The organism is Flavobacterium sp. ABG (genome assembly GCF_001027725.1).
Taxonomy (GTDB): Bacteria; Bacteroidota; Bacteroidia; order Flavobacteriales; family Flavobacteriaceae; genus Flavobacterium; species Flavobacterium cupriresistens.
Map to the genome: position 1 here is coordinate 1 of NZ_LEKS01000020.1, position 20,841 is coordinate 20,841.

Annotated in this window: 12 protein-coding genes; 5 read left to right on the forward strand and 7 right to left on the reverse strand. The window is 34.7% G+C overall.

Features of this window, described 5'->3' with window-relative positions; genetic code table 11:
* Window positions 1–613: 613 nt before the first annotated feature.
* Window positions 614–1,027, reverse strand: a complete 414-nt coding sequence (locus AB674_RS17630; RefSeq protein ID WP_047778595.1) for a response regulator — start codon at window positions 1,025–1,027, stop codon at window positions 614–616.
* A 4-nt stretch (window positions 1,028–1,031) separates the two neighbouring features.
* Window positions 1,032–2,744 (reverse strand): PAS domain-containing sensor histidine kinase, encoded by a 1,713-nt coding sequence (locus AB674_RS17635; protein ID WP_047778596.1) that lies wholly within the window; start codon window positions 2,742–2,744, stop codon window positions 1,032–1,034.
* Window positions 2,745–2,912: 168 nt separating this feature from the next.
* On the opposite strand from AB674_RS17635, the gene typA reads away from it, so the two are divergent.
* On the forward strand, window positions 2,913–4,709 hold the full coding sequence (gene typA / locus AB674_RS17640) for a translational GTPase TypA (protein WP_047778597.1): 1,797 nt from the start codon (window positions 2,913–2,915) through the stop codon (window positions 4,707–4,709).
* Between the two features lie 1,187 nt (window positions 4,710–5,896).
* Here typA and AB674_RS17650 read toward each other — a convergent pair.
* Genes AB674_RS17650 through AB674_RS17660 form a run of 3 tightly spaced genes read right to left on the reverse strand, consistent with a single transcriptional unit; the run spans window position 5,897 to window position 10,003 of the window.
* The gene (locus AB674_RS17650; protein WP_047778599.1) at window positions 5,897–8,236 is read right to left on the reverse strand and encodes a T9SS type B sorting domain-containing protein; all 2,340 of its coding nucleotides are present in this window, start codon (window positions 8,234–8,236) and stop codon (window positions 5,897–5,899) included.
* Window positions 8,237–8,251: 15 nt separating this feature from the next.
* On the reverse strand, window positions 8,252–9,088 hold the full coding sequence (locus tag AB674_RS17655) for an ABC transporter permease (RefSeq protein ID WP_047778600.1): 837 nt from the start codon (window positions 9,086–9,088) through the stop codon (window positions 8,252–8,254).
* Window positions 9,089–9,091: 3 nt separating this feature from the next.
* Window positions 9,092–10,003 (reverse strand): ABC transporter ATP-binding protein, encoded by a 912-nt coding sequence (locus AB674_RS17660; protein ID WP_047778601.1) that lies wholly within the window; start codon window positions 10,001–10,003, stop codon window positions 9,092–9,094.
* 116 nt (window positions 10,004–10,119) lie between these two features.
* Between AB674_RS17660 and AB674_RS17665 the strand changes: the two genes are divergently transcribed.
* Both AB674_RS17665 and AB674_RS17670 read left to right on the forward strand, forming a co-directional pair.
* On the forward strand, window positions 10,120–11,172 hold the full coding sequence (locus AB674_RS17665) for a hypothetical protein (RefSeq protein WP_047778602.1): 1,053 nt from the start codon (window positions 10,120–10,122) through the stop codon (window positions 11,170–11,172).
* 91 nt (window positions 11,173–11,263) lie between these two features.
* Window positions 11,264–12,124, forward strand: coding sequence for a hypothetical protein (locus AB674_RS17670; protein ID WP_047778603.1), 861 nt, complete (start codon window positions 11,264–11,266; stop codon window positions 12,122–12,124).
* 368 nt (window positions 12,125–12,492) lie between these two features.
* On the opposite strand, the gene AB674_RS17675 is transcribed toward AB674_RS17670, so the two are convergent.
* Complete coding sequence (locus AB674_RS17675) at window positions 12,493–16,227, reverse strand: metallophosphoesterase (RefSeq protein WP_047778604.1); 3,735 nt, start codon at window positions 16,225–16,227, stop codon at window positions 12,493–12,495.
* A gap of 26 nt (window positions 16,228–16,253) precedes the next feature.
* Here AB674_RS17675 and AB674_RS17680 point away from each other — a divergent pair, with 26 nt between their 5' ends.
* Entirely contained in the window at window positions 16,254–17,432 is a 1,179-nt protein-coding gene (locus AB674_RS17680; protein ID WP_047778605.1) for a Pycsar system effector family protein, read from the forward strand.
* Between the two features lie 19 nt (window positions 17,433–17,451).
* Here AB674_RS17680 and AB674_RS17685 read toward each other — a convergent pair whose 3' ends face one another.
* A complete protein-coding gene (locus tag AB674_RS17685) occupies window positions 17,452–19,821 on the reverse strand; it encodes a GAF domain-containing protein (protein WP_047778606.1) in 2,370 nt (789 codons plus the stop codon).
* A 228-nt stretch (window positions 19,822–20,049) separates the two neighbouring features.
* Here AB674_RS17685 and AB674_RS17690 point away from each other — a divergent pair, with 228 nt between their 5' ends.
* Window positions 20,050–20,802 (forward strand): SDR family oxidoreductase, encoded by a 753-nt coding sequence (locus tag AB674_RS17690; protein WP_047778607.1) that lies wholly within the window; start codon window positions 20,050–20,052, stop codon window positions 20,800–20,802.
* Window positions 20,803–20,841: the final 39 nt, after the last annotated feature.

Genomic DNA, 20,841 nt, shown 5'->3' on the forward strand with positions numbered 1-20,841 from the left:
CAGTTTGTCCTTTCGACGAAGGAGAAATCTCCGCAAGAAACTCCGTAAAAACAAGCTCAGCAAAGGCAGATTTATTTGGTTTATTCGCTTTCGTTCGGGTCACCTTCGTGAAAAAAGACAGAGTGAGTGTCTGACTTTTGTAGCCTTAGTGACTCTGTGAGGTTTTATTATTTCTCTACAACAATGTGTCTTGATCCGAAATAATTCGTGCAAATTGGTGCAACTCGTGGCAAATGGTTAAAAAATGTCGCAAAGTCGCAAAATCGCAAAGTTCTAATGAAAAAGTAGAAAAAACTTTGAGACTCCATAACATTTTTAGAAATCCAAGGTGAGAAAGTAGAAAACGGAAAGGGTGAGCTAAAGAAAAGAAAAAAAACTTAGCGGCTTGGCGTCTTTGCGAGATCGTCAAAGACAGAAGTTGAGGAATAGAGGCTTAAGAAGCTATGATAGAAAAGTATAAGATCGTCAATAAGTGTTTTGTATTGTATTGTTTTTTGAAGAAAGAGCAGAGTAGATAAGAAAAAAACCGCCCCTTCCTAAGTTCTCTCATATTTACCTTCCCATTGGAATTTGGAATTTAAAAAATTTGGAATTTTAAAAAAAAATAAGCCCCTCAAGGCGCAATTTTTTTCTTTAGGTATTCCAGCATCGGTTGTGTGACAGGTTTGGAAAGAAAATCGATGATAATAGGATATTTTTTTGCTTTGGCTAAATCTTCAGGGTCAATTGTGGAAGATAATACGATGACATTGGCTGTATTGAATTCGGCATAATCCGGAGAGGTAAAGTGGTCCAGGAACTCCCATCCGCTCATAACGGGCATGTTAAGGTCTAAAAAGATTAATTCCGGTTTTTTGTTGACTTTGTTTTTGCAGTTATTGTATTTTAAGGTGTTAAAGTGATGTAATGCTTCTTCGCCATTTTGTGCTGTGATAATTTCATTTGAGAATGAAGATTTTGAAATTACTTTTTTGCATAACATTAACGTGATTGGATCATCGTCAATGCATAAAATTTGCTCAAGCATAATGTTAATTTTTAAATGTTATTGTAAATGTAGTTCCTTTGTTGACTTCGCTTTCGATGCTTATTGTTCCTCCCATGGTTTCTACCTGTGATTTTACGAGATATAAGCCTAGGCCTTTGCTGTCAGGATAATTGTGAAATCTCTGGTATAGCCCGAATACTTTGTCTTTATTTCTTTCCAGATCTATTCCGATTCCGTTGTCTTTAAAGGTTAATATGGCTTTGTGGTCGATTTGTTCAGCGATAATAGATATTTTTAACTTTCTGTTTTCGGATTTGTATTTGATGGAATTGGTTAACAGGTTGAGTAAAATACTTTCAATATAAGCTTTATTTGTGTTTAATAAAGGAACTCTGTCGAATTTGAGTTTGATAATTGGTTTGTGTAGTTCGATCTGAAAAGACAGTTGACTGAAAACGTTTTCAAAAACTTCTTTCAAAGAAACTTCTTCTTTTTGCATCGAAGGGTTGTCTTTGATGATGATTACTTTTACTAAATCGTTTATTGTTTCGTTTAATAAATGTGTCGATTTGTTGAAACCGGCTAGGATTTCTTCGAGTTCGGGATTTTCTATCGGAATATCCTCTATCAGGTTTAAAAGTCCGATTAGATTAGAGAGCGGTGCCCTTAGGTTATGAGATGTTATATAAGAGAATTGTTTTAAATCTTTGTTGTTTTGTGTTAGTTCGCGAATAAGATGTTCTTTCTCTGTTTCTAGTTTTTTCTCATCTGTAATGTCTCTTTGAATGGAGATCCAGTGGGAAATAACCCCTTCGTTATTGAAAATCGGAATCATGGAAAACCGAACCCAATATTCTTCTTTTTGTTTGGTGTAGCCTATCGTTTCGATCAGGCATTCCTCTTCGTTTTTAATTGCTTTTAATAGTTTTTTCAACTCATCTGAATCTGAATTTGGTCCTTTGTTGAAAATGTTTGTTGATTTTCCTATTATTTCATTGGGCTGGTAACCCGACATTTGTGAGAAGGCGGGATTGATGTAAACTATTTTAGGAATTCTGCCGCTTGCTGAATTGGCTTCTGTGATTAAAATCGAATCTTTAGATTGTGTGATTACCGTTTCTAAAAGTTTCAATCGTTGTTCTTCTTCTTTCTGTTTTGTAATGTCCTGAATAGCTCCAATCATTCTGATGGCTCTGCCGTTTTCATCTTTCAATAAAAACCCTCGGTCTAAAACATATTTATAAGTTCCGTCTGCGCATCTGAAACGATATTGATCCTGCCATTTTTCTGTTTTCTGTTCAATAAAAGAATAAAGTTTAATAGACATTCTGATACTGTCTTCCGGATGGATTTTATCAAACCACCATTTTGATGTTTTGCCTACCTCTTTATGGTTATATCCAAAAACGCTTTCTATTCCTTTGTTCCATCCGATGCTGTCTTTCTGAATTTTCCAGTCCCAAATGGTATCGCTCGTTGCTTTTGCTACAATGTCATATTTTTCGTTCGATTCTTTAATGTCTTCGTTTGTTTTCTTTAATTTTTCAAAAACGGCAACATTTTTACTTTCGTTTTTTGCTAGTATGTATTTGAAAATAAGACCAGTTATAAGTATGAATAAAATGTCTTTAATGAAAAATAAATAAAAATTTTCTTTGGAGGAAATGAAGCTGGCGAGTAGTTTATGACAGATTATAGCCATAAATAACGAAATGATAATATAAATTAGAGTAATTTGGAGAGTTTTACTTTTCATCACTCAAATATAGTTAAATTAACCATAATTAAACAATAATTAAAGTTCATTTTGAGGCGTAAATTTACATTGATTTAAACAACTAATTGCTTGTCTGTACGCAAACTATCGCAGAAACGTTTTTTATATCAAAATAAAGTGTACCTTTGCACCCATTAAAAATCACAGATGGAATCTATTAGAAACATTGCAATTATTGCCCACGTCGATCACGGTAAAACCACTTTGGTTGATAAAATTATGTATCACTGTCAATTATTTCGTGACAACGAAAACACAGGTGATTTAATTCTTGATAATAACGATTTAGAGCGCGAGAGAGGTATTACTATTACTTCTAAGAACGTATCAGTTCAATATAAAGGAACAAAGATCAATATTATTGACACTCCTGGCCACGCGGATTTTGGAGGTGAAGTAGAACGTGTTTTGAACATGGCCGATGGTGTATGTTTGCTAGTGGATGCTTTTGAAGGTCCAATGCCACAAACGCGTTTCGTATTACAAAAAGCGATTGACTTAGGTCTTAAGCCTTGTGTAGTTATCAACAAAGTTGATAAAGAGAACTGTACTCCTGAAGAAGTTCACGAAAAAGTTTTTGACTTAATGTTTGAATTAGGTGCTGAAGAATGGCAGTTGGATTTCCCAACCGTTTATGGTTCTGCTAAAAATAACTGGATGTCTGACCATTGGGAAAACGTAACTGATAATGTTGAAGCATTATTGGATATGGTTGTTGAAAATGTACCAGCTCCTAAAGTATCAGAAGGTAATCCTCAAATGTTGATTACATCTTTAGATTTCTCAGCTTTTACAGGACGTATCGCTATCGGTCGTTTAGAAAGAGGTGTCTTGAAAGAAGGAATGCCAATTTCTTTGGTAAAAAGAGATGGTACTGTATCAAAATCTAGAATTAAAGAATTACATACTTTTGAAGGTCTTGGACGTAAAAAAGTAACTGAAGTAATTGCTGGAGATATTTGTGCTATTGTTGGTGTTGAAGGTTTCGAAATTGGAGATACTATTTCTGATTTTGAAAATCCTGAAGGTTTAGCTTCTATTGCTATCGATGAGCCAACAATGAGTATGTTGTTTACTATTAATGACTCTCCTTTCTTTGGTAAAGAAGGTAAATTTGTAACTTCTCGTCATATTAGAGAAAGATTGACAAAAGAATTAGAGAAAAACTTAGCTATGAAGTTAGGTGAAACTGATTCTGCTGATAAATTCATGGTTTTTGGTCGTGGAGTACTTCACTTATCTGTTCTTATTGAAACAATGAGAAGAGAAGGATATGAGTTACAAATCGGACAACCACAAGTTATCATCAAAGAAATTGATGGTAAAAAATGTGAGCCTATCGAGGAATTGACAATCGATTTACCGGAATCACTTTCAGGTAGAGCGGTAGAGTTTGTTACCATGCGTAAAGGTGAAATGTTGAGTATGGAAACTAAAGGGGAACGTATGATTGTTAAATTTAATATTCCATCTCGTGGAATTATTGGATTGCGTAACCAATTACTTACTGCAACAGCTGGTGAGGCTATTATGGCACACCGTTTCATTGGATATGAGCCTTACAAAGGTGAAATTTCAGGACGTAACAAAGGTTCGTTAATTTCTATGGAAAAAGGAAAAGCTATTCCTTATTCTATCGATAAATTACAAGATCGTGGTAAATTCTTCGTTGAGCCAAATGCTGAAATCTATGAAGGTCAGGTAATTGGAGAAAACTCTCGTGGTGATGATATGTGTGTAAACGTAACGAAAGAGAAAAAACAATCTAACGTTCGTTCTTCTGGAAATGATGAAAAAGCGAGAATTATTCCTCCAATCATTTTCTCTCTAGAAGAAGCATTAGAGTACATTCAAAAAGATGAATATGTAGAGGTTACTCCAAAATCTATTCGTTTGAGAAAAATCTACTTGACAGAAACTGATAGAAAAAGATTTAAATTCTAAGTTATTTAAATTTCAATATAAAAATCCCAAATTCCAACTCAGGAGTTTGGGATTTTTTTTACAACAAATATTGGAATTTGGAAATTAGAAAATTGGATGTAAGAATTGAGTTTGTCCTTTCGACGAAGGAGAAATCACACAAGAAATTCCGTAAAGAAAAGCGCCAATCTTTGTCGAATATTGGATGTGATTTCTCCTTCGTCGAAATGACAGAACCATAGGCAGAGGTTTAAAATCCAATATAAAAAATCCCAAATTCCAATTCTGGAGTTTGGGATTCTTTTTTTTATATAAGTATTGGAATTTTAAATTTTTAATATTAGATGTAAAAATTGAGTTTGTTTAAAAGAATTATTTCAAAAAACGCACTTAGCTTGTCCTTTCGACGAAGGAGAAATCACACAAGAAATTCCGTAAAGAAAAGCGCCAATCTTTGTCGAATATTGGATGTGATTTCTCCTTACGTCGAAATGACAGAACCATAGGTAGGGGTTTAAAATCCAATATAAAAAATCCCAAATTCCAACTCAGGAGTTTGGGATTCTTTTTTACAACAAATATTGGAATTTGGAATTTAGAAAATTGGATGTTAAAATTCAGTTTGTCCTTTCGACGAAGGAGAAATCACACAAGAAATTCCGTAAAGAAAAGCTCCAATCTTTGTCGAATATTGGATGTGATTTCTCCTTACGTCGAAATGACAGAGACATAGACAGAGGTTTAAAATCCAATATAAAAAATTCCAAATTCCAATTCTGGAGTTTAGGATTCTTTTTTTTATATAAGTATTGGAATTTTAAATTTTTAATATTAGATGTAAAAATTGAGTTTGTTTAAAAGAGTTATTTCAAAAAACGCACTTAGTTTGTCCTTTCGACGAAGGAGAAATCACACAAGAAATTCCGTAAAGAAAAGCACCAATCTTTGTCGAATATTGGATGTGATTTCTCCTTACGTCGAAATGACAGAATCATAGGCAGAGGTTTAAAATCCAATATAAAAAATCCCAAATTCCAATGCCGGAGTTTAGGATTCTTTCTTAATAAGTATTGGAATTTGGAATTTAAAAAGATTGGAATTTATTGAAAGTCATCTTTTAAGACTAAAATGACCTCTAGAGTTTGGAATTCTTTTTTTACAATATGTATTGGAATTTGGAATTTAAAAAGATTGGAATTTATTAAAAGTTATCTTTTAAGACTAAAGTGCCCTTTAACATTTTTGCCATTAATGAAGTTTAAATCAAACCAATAATCCGCTGCGGGTAATTGCTGGCCGTTGAATACTCCATTCCAGCCTGAGCTGTTTTGATTCATTTGTTTTAATAATTTTCCGTAGCGGTCAAAAATAGAAATGGTGTAGTTCGGAAGTTGGTCTAAGTTTTCGATTAGCCATAAATCATTATGGCTGTCTCCATTTGGAGTAAAAAATCTTGGGTAGTCTAATACATAGACCAAAAACAAATTGGAACTACCACAACCGTTTTTGTCTCTCGCAATGGCATTATAGATTCCCGGGCTTACTCTTGTGAATAAAGGGTCGTCTTGAAAAGAAATTCCGTCTAACGAAAATTCATAGTTTCCAACTCCGGTATATTTTAGTAGAACAGAATTATCATTCGCAGAGAAATCTTTAATAATAGCATCGGTAATAACAGCCGGTTCAGATAAGGTTACTTTGTATTTTTTAGTCTTTTCGCAGCCGTTTACATCAGTCACTTTTACCGAATAATCTCCGGGATTAGTAACGGTAATACGATTGCTTGTGTCTCCTGTAGACCAAACGTAGCTGCTAAAGCCGGGATCTGCTACCAGATCAATCTGATTTCCTTTGCATAAATAAGCGGCTTCATCTTCAAAATTTGGCGGATCAAAAACATTTACAACCAAAGTAATTGGGGTAATGTCATAACAATCGGCTCCATTGACCACTCTTGCATAAATGGTTTGGGAATACGCTGTAGTGTTTTTAAAGAGATTTGGTAACGCATTTACTTCCGTTATAGCATCAATTGCATTGAGATAATAATAAGGAGTTAATCCGCTTGGTAAACCTGTGGTAAGTTGTGGGTTCACTTGTGCTTTAAGATCAAATTGATAGAACCCATCAGGATTGCCATCGTCGTCACAGGTTTTTATTGGATTTTGATCAGCGATTGTTGTGGTTGCAATTTGTAAAGTGACTTCGACAATTTTATAACATTTGTATTGGTTTTCAATTCTGGCATAGATAATTTGATTGGGGCTTTTATTGATATAGTTTCCCGGATTTGCAATGGCGTTTGTTTTAGCTTGTGCATTAGTCAGGGATTCGTAATACCCATTGTTTGTAATGGTCGAAACATTGTTTTTTATAATATTATCTACTTTGGTCAAATTGAAGATTGAAAAACCGTCGGTATCATCATCACATTGTAAAAGGAGAGTATCTGTTGAAAGTATTTCGGGAGCATAATCAATTTTGATTTCTCCATAGGCTGTACAGCCTGTTGTTTTAAGTGAAGCTTCAATTTTATAAGTTCCGGCATCAGTCACTTCAAAAGTTGCATTTGTACCTAAAATAGTTGTAGGGTCTTCTTTTTTATACCATTTAAAATTATAGTCTGCGATGTCCAGTTTGGAGTCTAGTACTACCTTTTCTCCAAAACAAGCAGGATTATTGGCAGCAATCGTACGGTCTTCACCTAAGTTAATTTTCGAAAGAAAACTTCCGGCTTCCAGAAAAATGGCTGACTCGAGATTTTTATTTTGATCATCGGCTATGACTAATTTTACATGGTATGTTTTTCCTGAGACTACAGTAGACTGAGCGGTCATAACTACTGTTTGTCCTGCGTAATTTACCGGACTGGTATTGGTATTTAGACCATTAAAAAAGTTTAGATTTGAAGCAGGGCAACCCGTATAGGCAATCCCTCCTGGTCGCACTCCGGGACCAATTGCCGGACGAATGTTTACAGAAGAAACGGGAGTGGTAGTTTTGGGTAGTACCGCCAGATTGGTGTAGGGATCGCTTGTTCCGGCTTCTCTAATTAAAAAAGCAAACCCATCCGAATATTGACACGGATAATCGTATTGGTATTCGTTTGAAGCAAAAATATAATTAAAACTCAATGAATTTGCGGTAGCAACAAAATCAAATTCCAGCACTGTTGCATTTACAGACTGAATTCCTAGTACCTGATCCAGATTAGTATCCCCTATCCAGCTATCACTATCACTGCTTACAACATTACTTACATAGGGGCCTATAGCGCTTTGAGCAGTTGATGTTGCTATTACGATTCCTTCTGCAAAAGGAAAATTGCTTCCATTTCGGTTAAAATAGGCAAAACTTTTTTTCCCAGGTCTAAACGTATCCCCCAAACCTGTCGCGTTGGTAGCAGCAGCACAAGAGCTGGTAACTAAAACGTCTTCAATGAGAAACGTAGGATCTTTTTGATCGTCAATAGTGATGTTTTGCGCATTTACTTTCGCAAATGCGCAACTGATAAATAAGACTAATAAAATGTTTTTTAAATAGTGCATAGTATAACAAATATACTATAAATCTCTATTTTTTAATAATTTGTATGAAGAATAGACGAAGATAAATGTCCAGATTAAAACAATCAATATAGGAAGATAATGTACACCATAATCTTTAGTACTTTCAACTCCCATTTGAGTTCCGATAGTTTTTATTACCGACAGTCGTGAAAAGGGTTCAATGATTAAATTTGACATTGCTTCTAATGGAAAAAATTGCATTATGTAATGACCGATGTTACTATCCGGGAAAATTTTAAAAGCCAAAATTCCTTTAACGACTCCTTCGATTATACTCCAAACCAAAAGAAAACCCAAAGCAAATGCAGATCGTTTTACCAAAATTCCTAAAAACAAACAGAACGAAAAGAAGCCCGTTAGTTTTACAAAAAAGGCTAAAAGATAATCCAAATCTGTAAAAATAATTCCGAATTCGGTATAAGAAGAAAAGCACAATCCTAAGATTAAGCTCATCACAAAGACAAAAATTGTAGAGCACAATGCAAAAACAACAACGGTTAGAAATTTAGACAATATAAATTCTTTTTTGCTTAAACCGTCAATCAGATTTTGTTTTAAAGTCCCGTAACTATATTCATTAGCCATCATAGAAACAATAACAATGGCGAGGAAAAACTTGAGCCATGCCGCAATATAAGTGTTAAAATGCCAGATAAAAGGGAAATTGAAAATTCCCATTTCTGCCAGATGGAATTTAAAAACACCAATATCAAATTTGATCGAAGCAATTAAGGCAATGAAGGAAAGTAAAATGAAATAGGTTAACGTTAAGACACGACTGGCTTTGTTTTTCCAGATTTTTTGCAATTCTATAGAGATAAGTCTGTTCATGGTTTAGTTGTTTTTTGGAGTGGTATTTTTGGTTAATTCTAAAAACTGGGCTTCTAAGCTGTTTTTGCGTTTTACTAAATGACTTAGTGCAATGTCTTTAGAGAATAAATACAAATTCAGTTCAGAGGCAGACAAATCGGACTTTAGGTATACCAAAACCTTTCCTTCTTCTTCGACCACATGGTCTACGGTCGGATGTTCTTGCAGCACGTTTTTCAAGGCTTCATTATCATTGGCCTGAACTTCAAAAAAGCCTTCGTTAGCAGACATTCCGTCAACAGAACCGGAGTATAGAATTTCTCCTTTTCGCAGTACAATTACATGCGAACATACTTTTTCGACTTCGTCCAGCAAATGAGAAGCCAATAAAATAGTAGTTCCTTGTGAAGCAATTTTTCGGATAATATCACGAATCTGGTGAATTCCCTGTGGGTCTAAACCATTTGTTGGTTCGTCTAAAATTAAAATTTCAGGATCATTTAACAGCGCCGAAGCAATAGCGAGACGTTGTTTCATTCCTAAAGAAAAAGTGCTGAATTTGCTGTTTTTTCTTTCCGTTAGACCCACTAAATCCAGCTTTTCATTAATTTTAGAATAATCAATGCTTTTTATTTTGCAAACCAATTTCAGGTTTTCTTCTGCCGTCATGTAGGGGTAAAAGTTCGGTCTTTCTATAATGGCACCTACCTTTTTTAAGGCATCGTGGGTTTGGATTTGTCCGTTAAACCAACTGTAGCTCCCTGATGTTCGGTTTACAACATTCAGGACAATACCCAAGGTGGTTGATTTTCCACTTCCATTGGGACCTAGTATGCCATAAACACGGCCTTTTTGTATTTCAAAAGATACATTTTTTAAGGCTTGAATGCGGCCGTATCTTTTGTGAAGATTTTCGATAGTAAGAATGGTTTCCAAATTTATTTCGGTTTTAGTTTTTAGTATGACGATTCAAGTTGTTTATTGTTACGTCAAATTTTATTTATGTGTTTAAAATTATAATTTACTGTAAATTTGTATTAAAGATATTCAAAATGAGCGAGCCTTTAATGGTCTTAAAAAAACCATCTTACCCTTTATTACCCTCTCTTTTAAGTTACTTGGAACGATACGAACGAATCTCGAAAGTATCTGTGTTCTATGATGATTTATTGCGGTTTTCCGGTTCGGTAAATGTCTATGATAAAAATGAAACAGACACTTTATGGATTCGGGTGTATTACAATGAATTTGAACGAAATGAAATCGATTTAAATTTAAAGAAAATTTATTCTCTTTTACATTCTGATGGTAATAGCGAGATCATACAGTTTTTGAATATTGATGCGATTGATTACTGTACCTTCGGAAATTCGAAACCATTCCGGATAAAAGTCCGAAATATTCTCAATGACAATTACGTTCATTTTTATATTAAAAAAGCAGATGCTTCGAGGATTTACGGACTGGAATTGGAAGATATTCTTTCGCCGGATAAAATTAACTTTTTAGTTTATAAAGATACTCTAATCGAAGAGCATATTATTGGGATTCCCGGTGATGTTTTTATGGATACGTTGTTGCACAATTGTACAGAGATGGAAAAATCTCAGATCGCAAAAGAGTTCGTAAAGTTTAATGAGCGTTGCATGATTCGGCTTTTGGGAGACATGAGGGCGTATAATTATGTGATTGTACCGATTCATGATTTTGATCAGGTGGTTTATAAAATTCGCCCAATAGATTTTGATCAGCAGTGTTACGAGGGAAATTTTAAGGTCTATCGTCCTCAGTTTTTTAAGGAAAACTATCCGATGATTAAATTGATTAAAGAAAAGTTAGAAGAACGTTCGATCCTTCAGTATAAAGATGAGGAAAGGGCTATTTTGGCCAAACGTATTCATTCTGCCGAGAACCGAATGAAAAAGTTGTTGAATATTATGTGTCACGACACGATTTCGACAGAAGAACATCTGAATCAACTAAAAATGGAATTGTATCGTTATACTAATGATATGAAATTTAAAAATGCCAGATCGATGGGGCATATTATGTTTGCTGCTTTTGAGTTTATTACGCGTAATTTTAAAAATACGAATTTAGTTTAAAATTAGCTTGCCACAGATTGCACAGATTTAAAGGATTTTTTTAATCATTGTAATCTTTTAATCTGTGGCAAAAACTTTAAAATATTTATTTATGAGAAAATTTTTTCTACTTGCTGTTTCAATTGTTTTATTAGCTTGTCAGCAACAATCAGGTAATGATTTAAAAACGCTTTTTTCGCTTCCGAAAAAGCTTAAGGAAGTTTCCGGGATTACTTATTTTCCTAAATCTAATTTGATTTATACTTTGGAAGATAGCGGGAATGCCAACAAAATCTATGCATTAAATGCGGAGGGCAAAATAAATAAAACCATTACCGTTACCAACGCCACAAATGTAGATTGGGAAGATATTACAAAAGATCAGGCCGGAAATATTTACATAGGAGATTTTGGGAATAATGATAATAAACGCAAAGACTTGTGTATTTATAAAGTGGCTAAAAACGAATTGAATAAAGAAAATGCCGTTTCAGCATATAAAATTTCCTTTTCGTATCCGGAACAAACCGAGTTTCCTCCAAAGAAAAAAGAACTATTTTTTGATGTTGAAAGTTTCTTCGAATATCAGAACAACTTTTATCTTTTCACCAAAAACAGAAGCAAAGGCTTTGACGGTACCGTTTTTATCTATAAAATCCCAAATGCGGCAGGAACTCAAAAAGCCACTAAAATTGGTGAATTTAAAACCTGTGCCAACTATAATCATTGTGTTCTGACCAGTGCAACAATAAGCCCTGACGGAAAAAAAGTGGTGCTGTTAAGTCATGATAAACTTGTTTTATTCAAAGGATTCAAAGGGGATTTATTCCACAAAGGCTCGCAGACTGAAATAGAACTGAATGATTTTTCACAAAAAGAAGCCATCGTTTTCAAAGACAATACAACCTTACTCATCGCCGATGAAAAAACAAATAAAGTAGGAGGTAAGGTTTATGAGTTTAAGCTGAAGTAGTTGTGGGGGATAATTAGATAATTAGAAAATGTGATAATTAGAAAATGGATAACGTGAAATGGGGATGGTGACATGCCTGTTTTAAAAGCTAAAAGTGAGCTATGAAATGGTAATTGCCAAATCATAGCTCACTTTTTTAATTATGAATAAACCTCTGTTCCTTTGAACCTTGTTAAAAGCTATAGGCCGCTCCAAAAGTTAAATAATGTGAAATGTGAGTTGTGAAACAAAATGTTTTTATTGTTTATTTTTTACGTCATTATTCTAAAAAGGGTCGATATCATTGAGATGCACCCATTTCGTATTTCACATTTCACAAAGAAAAAACTTAGTTACTTAGCAGCTTAGAGCCTCAGCACCTCAGAAAGCTAAAAACTATAGGCCGCCCCAAAAATTACTCTACCCACCTCGTCAGGGGATTTAAAATAAGAGATTCTTGCTGTGACTGTATTTACGGCATTGATCCAAAGTCCGCCACCGTAATCCTGGTGCCATTTTCTGGAGTTTTCTCCGTCTAGCCAAATTCTTCCGTAATCAAAACCGGCCAGAATTCCGTAGGTTAATGGTACGATAGTGCGTTGAATTTTACCGATAGAAAGTCTTAAATCACTGCTTTGAGAGAAGTAAGAATTTCCTAAGAAACGCTCGTTTCTATAACCGCGGAGATCTTTATCACCTCCCAGAGTGGCTCCTTGATAAAACTCGTAATTGTCATTTAATATTGCTTTTCCTTTAAGGTAAGTGGCCAAAATCAGTTTGCCGTTTTTGTCAATTTTATGTGTAAAACCTAAAATACTTTCTAACGATGGGAAGTTTTGTTTTGCATCGTCTAAATTGGCGGTCCAACTCGCTTCAATCGAAAAAGCCATTCCTAAAGTCGGTTTTGCTTTAAAGTCGGAATTTTTAAAACTGTATTTCACTTTTACACCTCCAAAAAGTTTACTGTCAAAAACATCAGGATTGATACTGTTAGGTACGTTTATGAATCGGTCTCTGGTTTCTTCCACTTTCATTTGTTCCAGGAAGGGTTTGAAAGTAAACTCACTTCCGTAACGACCAACGTGTCTGATGGCTCCAGCGACTTTAAATTGCTGAATGCGGACTCTGTTGTAATCCATGTCAAATTCCTGATCCTTATTTTGGGTTTCATTTCCGTAACCAAAATAGTTGATGGCAAAATTAGGTGTGGTGTATTTTGACTCCACATCAATAACCCATTTTCCTAATAACCCGGGGAAATGAGCATCATAAGTAAATTCCAGACCTCCCGTTGCAAAATAATAAAAACCGTTTAAAACATGTTTTTGCGTATACGGATTCTGTTTAAAATTGTTAACCGTATAATTTAAATTGAAACCCAACTTCACACCATCATCGGGATTATAACCAATGTTCGGAAGCCCCGAAACTACATTGTATTTGGGTTTTTCGTAATTGTATAAATTGACATCATAATCGTCAGTCAATTGTGTTTGTGTTTTAGAATCTAAATTATAAGTATTTTGTTTTGATTTAAAATCATATACAATCACTCGTTTTCCGTTTTCAATGTTGTAAATGTCATTGTTCTGACCTCCAATTAAACGAATCTTTATATTTGATTTGTGCTTTCCAATTACTTGAAAAGTATCGTTGTCATCTAAACCATACACCCATAAATTTTCGGTTTTGTCGTCGGTGATGTTTTTGGTGTAAATTAAATCATCTCCTTCTTTTTTAACTCTGTACACCTGAATCTCGATGCTTTTTGCGGCATTGTGATTGATGATAAATTTGTCTTTTTTGTCTGTTCCGGCAATCATGACCGTATGGCTCAAAACTTTAAAATAGGTAGAAGCATATTGATCAAGTTCCTTTTTTCGGTTCTTTAGTTTTGCCTTAATCTCTTCAATGGTTTGATCCTGAACTTCTTTTGGCAGTTGTTTAAAAGCATGATCGATATCGCTGTCGGTTAAGTTTTCCTGAATAAATTTTGCCTGCGCCAGCCAGTCTTTTTCGTTCGAAGTTTTTAGAAAGGCCAAATCAAGTGGATAAGGTTCTCTGTTGAACCATTTAACGTTGTCGATTTTATCCTTAAAAGTGCGCATATGACGAAGTGCCGGAATGTTCATTAACAACGAAAGCAAAGCTCCGTCGTATTTTGAAAAGGCCTGATCGCGATCGCGCGGAATCGGTTTGTAAATTACCTTGCCGTCTTTTTTATATTCGCCCCAACGCCATTGATCGCTATGTCTGTCCCAATCGCCAATAAGCATATCAAACAAACGGGCTTTTATATATTCATTTTCATCAACACTGTATTTTTCATCCTTGTGAAGATTCAGCATCATATCGGTAGTGCTGATAATATCGCTTGGATTTCCGTAACTTTTAACGTCTAAATGGTTGTCGGCAGGTCGTTCTTCCACCATATACAATGCATCTCCGAAGTTGGAGTTGTATTCTTTTAAAGTGCTTTGTTTTGGAATATAGTATAAAACCGGATTTGTATGTGGTAAATTCAATTTATCTGCCATTTCACCAACCGCAAAGGGCGTGTAAGGATGAGAAGTGGTATAAAAATCCAACAAGAAATCTTCGGCATACGTATCCTGAAAATCATTTACAATATACTGATCCTTAAAAGCTACAGCTTGTAAAAACTGTGTAGCGCTTTTTTTCATGGCACGCATTACATATTCGCGACCTTTAGCATCAGACATTCTTAACGAAATAGATTGGTGACCGCCACCTTCGCGAATCGGTTTCACCCCCCCCATAAGCGTATCCAATGTGGCCGTTTTAGCTTCAATTGGCAGGCTGTAATATTTTCTGTAATGTTTTCCGAATAGAAACGAATGAACGAAACTTTTTCGGGTCATTTCCTTAGTATAAATTGAAGTAGTAAAGGTGGGCGGAAAATTATTTGGAATCTCGGAAGCCCAGTTAAATTCTTTTGCTTTTATAATTTCATGTTCAAAAAGCTTTTTTTCTTTATTGTTTTCATTTCCAAAATACGTCACTTTAGCATCCCCGCTTTTAAACAAAGTCAGTGTAGCGTACCCATTTCCACCATACGAAAAATCATTGGCGTTAATCGCTCTGGCAGCTTCAGATTTGGAGCCGGCACCGCTTATGATCTGTTTGATGTTTTCTTTATTGACATACTGCAGATTATGATCGTGTCCTGAAACAACGATCACATTTTTTTGCTTTTGTAAAAGAGTTTTAATCCGTTTGATATAAATTGTATATTCTTTGTTTTGAATATCCTGTGGACTTACCCCGGAGGTTTGACGTAACAAATTGATAAAAGAACCTATAATCGGAAGCGGAATTTTTTGTTCTAAAGGGAATAATTGTTTTTCTAATGAAAATTGTCCACCATGCGATCCATTGCTCATCAGAGGATGATGAAGGGCAATGATTACAGTCTTCTCTTGATTTTTGTTTAAAAGGCTTTCCAGTTCATCAAAAAAAGCTTCTCTGGTTTTGATTTCGCAATTGTCATTGATAGTGGGGTGGTTGTCCCAATCTTCCAGAAACCATTCACTATCAATAGCTATCAGCGTGGTGATACTGTCGATTTTAACATCCTCGATTGCACAGCTTTTTCGGGGTAGGAATGCTTTTTTATCCTTAAGATAATCGGTTACAAAAGCAGCCTGACGCTCCAGCCCTTTAATGCCATTATACCAATCATGATTTCCTGGAATTACAATGGTTTTTCCTTTAAATCCTTCTGTTAGTTTTAATTGATTGGTAAGTTTTGTTTCCGCTAAAGTCTTCTCAGCAGCATTGTCGTTACTGGGAAAACCTTTTGGATAGATATTATCCCCTAAGAAAAGTAAAGTGGCTTTTTTGCTTGATTTTTTTAGTTTTTCATGCAATAATTCCAACGTTTGTTGTGCTTGTACCTGATCTGCATTGCCGGCATCGCCCACTAAATAAAAAGTGTGCGCAATTTTTATGGTATCGGTTGCGTTTTCGTCTTTATTGGCACTCACATTTTTCCCGTATTGGGGTTTATGTGTTGCACAAGAGCCTAGTATAAGCAGCAAAGTTAAAGTAGTGGAATAATTTTTAATTATAGTAATGAAAGGATTATCCGAAAACATTTTCATAATTTCGTAGTATTAAAATATTCTTTATGAATCTAATAGAACAGTCCGAAGATTTCGTTAGTAAATTACTCAAAGATAAACTTTCTAATTTATATTCTTACCATAATATTAACCATACTTTTAATGTAATAAGTGCTGTTAATAAGCTTTGTGCAAAGGAAAATGTAGATGGGGCAGAGAAAGATTTACTTTTGGTAGCGGCATGGTTTCATGATACCGGTTATGTAAACGGTGTTGTAAACCACGAAAGTGAAAGCGTAAAGATTGCCACAATGTTTCTAAAAGAGAAAGGGCAGTCTGATGAATTTATAAATGAAGTTTCTAAATTGATTTTGGCTACCGTAAAAGAATATGTGCCACAAACTGAATTAGAAAAGATCATTAAAGATGCCGATTATGTTCATATTACGAGTTTAGAATATGAGTCGACTTGCGAATTATTGCGTTTTGAATTAAAAAACAGCATGAATCTTTCTTTTTCTGATCTGGATTGGGCGAGGGAAAATTTGAATTTTTTAATGAACAAACATCGATTTTATACCGATTATGCGATTAAAAAGTGGCAGCCATTAAAAGAGAAAAATATCGTCATGGTTCAAAAAAGAATCAATAAGCAGGAACTGAAAAAGGTAAAAGAGCTTGAGGACGAAGAAAAAAAGAGAGAAAAGATTGAAAAACCGGATCGCGGAATCGACACCTTGTTTCGCGTTACCTTAGGAAATCATACCCGTTTAAGCGGTATTGCAGATAGTAAGGCCAATATTTTATTGTCTGTAAATGCGATTATTATTTCGATCGCGCTCTCTACGATTATTCCAAAATTAGACAGTCCAAAAAATGTACATTTAGTAATCCCGACTTTTGTCATGCTGATGTCAAGTGTGATTACGATCATTTTTGCTATTCTGTCAACACGACCAAAAGTAACTTCAGGATTTTTTACACGAGATGATGTAGAAGCAAAAAAAGTAAATCTGATGTTTTTTGGAAATTTCTACAAAATGCCTCTTGAAGACTATGATTGGGCTATGAATGAAATGATGAAAGACCGTGATTATTTGTATTCGACCATGATCAAAGATTTGTATTATTTGGGATTGGTTTTACAGCGTAAGTATAATTTACTCCGAATTGCGTATAACTTTTTTATGTTCGGAATTATTATAACGGTTATTGCGTTTGTAGTAGCGTTTAAAAATCTTTAAAAAAAAGCTCAACTAAAAATTAGTTGAGCTCATCTAATAAATCTTGATAAGTGATTTTTTTTGCGTTTGTATTCGTAATGTTGTTAATCACTTTTACACGAATGGCTCTCAAGCCTGAAACCCCTTGCAAATCTTCAACTTCAAATTGTTCGATGGCAGGTTCAAGTATTTTTTTGTGCTGTAAGTACTTAATATACTTTAGATATTCTGTTTCTTCGCTGTTTTGAGAATATACAATTGTAATTTTTTCTTTCTCTGTAATACGATCCTTTGTTCCTTTGATGTTGGCTTTATCAATACGTTTTTTTACAACTTCATATCGGGCATTATAAGTCCCGTCAACATCAAAACGTTTTTCATCCATTCTGAAGCGAATAGAAATCGCTGCGCTGAATACCAGGATCAAAGAAGTTACATCCAATTCATAAGGTAGAGACTCTTTCAGTTGATGATGCTCCAATTCCATTTCACATAAAGTCTGCAATTGCCATAAACGCAGGTTGTGCAGGTACATGATATCAAACGGTTTTGTTGGCGCAATCGAAGCGCCTATATACAAATTGTGCTCCACACCATCCGTTTTAAAACGTTCATAATAGTGCGGATATATTTGTTGTGCTTCTACTTGTTTTCTGTCCAGAACCGAAGCCAGTTTTTTATTGATAATCGACATCGCATTATCAAATTTCTTTCTTTCCTGATAAAACATTCCGGTTTTTTGATCCAGAGTAGCAAAATACAATTCTTCCAGTTTTTCACTTTTAGCCGTATTTTTTGTGTTTTTCAGGATCGGATGAATTTCCTCCTCAATATAACGCTGAATGTGCTGTTCTGTATCTGCTTTTAAAGGCTGATCCAATTCGTCACGAAGTGATTCCAGTTCAAATTTACGCTGTTCCAAAAGCATCAGATTCGTGTTTGGCTTTTGGTTTTCGAAAATTTCTAAAATCGTAGTCAGCTGATTCTTCAAATCTCGTTTTACGGTTTCGTTTCGGTGTTCCGATGAACCTTTAATATCGATTTGTCCGTATAAAGGAAAAACATTTTTAAAGACAATTTCCTTAAAAATATAATCTTTGGTCGGATTGGTGTTTTGAAAATAGTTTTGAGATTCTTTTTTAAACTTCCAATATACACTTGGATGAATCGTCGTATACTCCCGCTGAATTATCGCTTCAACCTGATGTTGCATATCGGTATTATAGCGGTCAATTGTATCGGTTAAATACGGTAACACCAATTCGAGTTTGGTAGCGTTTATGCTGTTGAGCTCTCTTGGTTTTTTAGAAACTAATTCTACAACGCCCAATAAATGCCCGTCTTTTATAACCGGTGCAAAAACGCAGCTCTGAATATTTTGTTTTAATAAATGCTCGCCCAGTCTTTTATTTTCCGATGCTTCGGTAAATTTTTGAACGTTAGAGATCACAAAAGGCTCTTTATTGTCCAGTAAATTTTCAAAAGAACAGCCAAAAAAAGCATTTTTACAATCTACTTCCTGATCAGACGAAAGTAAAAAACTTTGCATTTGATGATCGTATTTAACCGGTTTGATAAATTTTTCGTCTTCGGGATTGTAAATAATAAAACCAACTTCAAGGTCCGGAATTTTGAAAATAGACCTAAAAATGGCAGCAATCACTTCGTTGGTAGCAACGGACTGTGTATCGGGTTTTAATAAATTGCTTTTTAAATTAGAGATGGCGCTTTCTGTAGTAGCATCAAACAAAGAAACAATTCCAAAACCCTTCAAAGTCCAACTTCCGGGTGGGAACTTAGATTTCCAAAGTGTTATGTCATTGTAATTGTCGATTAACAGATCAATATCGTCTTGTGTAAGCGGTAATGCGTTTTCTGTTGGCGTGATTTCCATAAAATCGGCATTATACAAAATGCGATAATGTTTTTCTACACCGTCTTCATCCGGGATATCATAAAAGAAGGGTTTATTAAAATCGATCTTTTGTTTGTAATAACTGCTTAGAATTAAACAACAGTTATTGATATAGAATTGATGACTGTCAAAATCACGAATTTCCATGTAAAATTCATCGCCCGCATTTCGTAAAATTTTCTTGAAACGCTCGGTATAGTTGAAGGAGATATTTTGAAAGGGGATTGTAATCGCTTTTATCTCGTTATTGGTTAAAGCAGTTGGGAATAAATCAGCTGATATGTTTTTGATTAAAGCTTCATTTTTTTTAATGATGCTGAAATCTTCAATTCCGGTTCTGAACTCGGGTATCGTTTCTATTTCTTTCAAAATAGCTTTGGCGTAGTTAGAGCGATAATCAACATTAGATAAGGCAATTTCCTCAAAAGATTCAATTAGCCTGTGAAAGGAGATTATGGTTTTGAAAGGACTTTCGCTGTTTAAAAGACTATCCATTTTAATTTGTTTTTAGGCTGTAAATTTAAGTATAAATTAAAGATGTTTACTCCTTTTATTATTTCTTTCGTTTATGACCCCATAGATTTTTTTACTAAGGGAGCAGCGCAATTGCGGAGGTTGTTTTTTTTTAACAAAGTATTAACTAAACCAATAACGGAACGATCGTTCCGTTATTATATCTTTGCCCTGTAATAATCAATTAATCAATACTATAAAAATAATAAAATGAGAAATTTAGAAAAAAAAGTTGCCATTGTAACGGGCGGAAATAGCGGAATTGGGTATGCAACAGCAGCGGAATTAGCTGAACGTGGAGCCAGTGTAATTGTTACGGGAAGAGACCAAGAGACATTAACGAGAGCTGAAAAAGAATTAAACGTAACAGGAATTGTTGCCGATCAATCGGATTTGAAATCAATTGATAATTTGGTCTCAGAAGTTTCAGCGAAATTTGGCAAAATTGATATTGTCTTTTTGAATGCCGGAATTGCTTCTTTTGCTCCATTAGAATCAGCATCTGAAGGACATTATGATTCGATTATGGATATCAACGTAAAAGGCGTTTATTTCACACTTCAAAAGTTATTACCTATTTTGAATGATGGCGGTTCGGTTATTTTTAATACTTCAATAAATGCCAGTGTCGGGATGCAAAACTCAGGAGTTTATGCCGCAAGTAAAGCAGCGCTTTTATCTTTAAACCGTGTCTTTGCGACTGAATTAGCACCAAGAAACATTAGAATAAATGCTATCTCACCAGGACCAATTGAAACACCGATTTTCGGAAAATTAGGTTTAGAAAAAGAAGAAATCGATGGATTTGGAGCAGCTTTAAGCGATAAAATTTTATTAAAACGTTTTGGTAAACCTTCAGAAATTGCAAAAACAGTTGCTTTTCTTGCTTCAGACGACGCTTCGTTTATAACAGGGACAGAGATTGTCGTAGATGGTGGGCTTATCGTAAACACTGTTGTCTAATTTTTTGCTCTAATTACGGAACAATCGTTCCGTAATTTT

Bases quoted from the DNA above. Each gene is read 5' to 3' on its own strand.
- AB674_RS17630 (WP_047778595.1), bottom strand. From the start codon at position 1,027: ATGCTTGAGCAAATTTTATGCATTGACGATGATCCAATCACGTTAATG.
- AB674_RS17635 (WP_047778596.1), bottom strand. From the start codon at position 2,744: ATGAAAAGTAAAACTCTCCAAATTACTCTAATTTATATTATCATTTCG.
- typA (WP_047778597.1), top strand. From the start codon at position 2,913: ATGGAATCTATTAGAAACATTGCAATTATTGCCCACGTCGATCACGGT.
- AB674_RS17650 (WP_047778599.1), bottom strand. From the start codon at position 8,236: ATGCACTATTTAAAAAACATTTTATTAGTCTTATTTATCAGTTGCGCA.
- AB674_RS17655 (WP_047778600.1), bottom strand. From the start codon at position 9,088: ATGAACAGACTTATCTCTATAGAATTGCAAAAAATCTGGAAAAACAAA.
- AB674_RS17665 (WP_047778602.1), top strand. From the start codon at position 10,120: ATGAGCGAGCCTTTAATGGTCTTAAAAAAACCATCTTACCCTTTATTA.
- AB674_RS17670 (WP_047778603.1), top strand. From the start codon at position 11,264: ATGAGAAAATTTTTTCTACTTGCTGTTTCAATTGTTTTATTAGCTTGT.
- AB674_RS17675 (WP_047778604.1), bottom strand. From the start codon at position 16,227: ATGAAAATGTTTTCGGATAATCCTTTCATTACTATAATTAAAAATTAT.
- AB674_RS17680 (WP_047778605.1), top strand. From the start codon at position 16,254: ATGAATCTAATAGAACAGTCCGAAGATTTCGTTAGTAAATTACTCAAA.
- AB674_RS17685 (WP_047778606.1), bottom strand. From the start codon at position 19,821: ATGGATAGTCTTTTAAACAGCGAAAGTCCTTTCAAAACCATAATCTCC.
- AB674_RS17690 (WP_047778607.1), top strand. From the start codon at position 20,050: ATGAGAAATTTAGAAAAAAAAGTTGCCATTGTAACGGGCGGAAATAGC.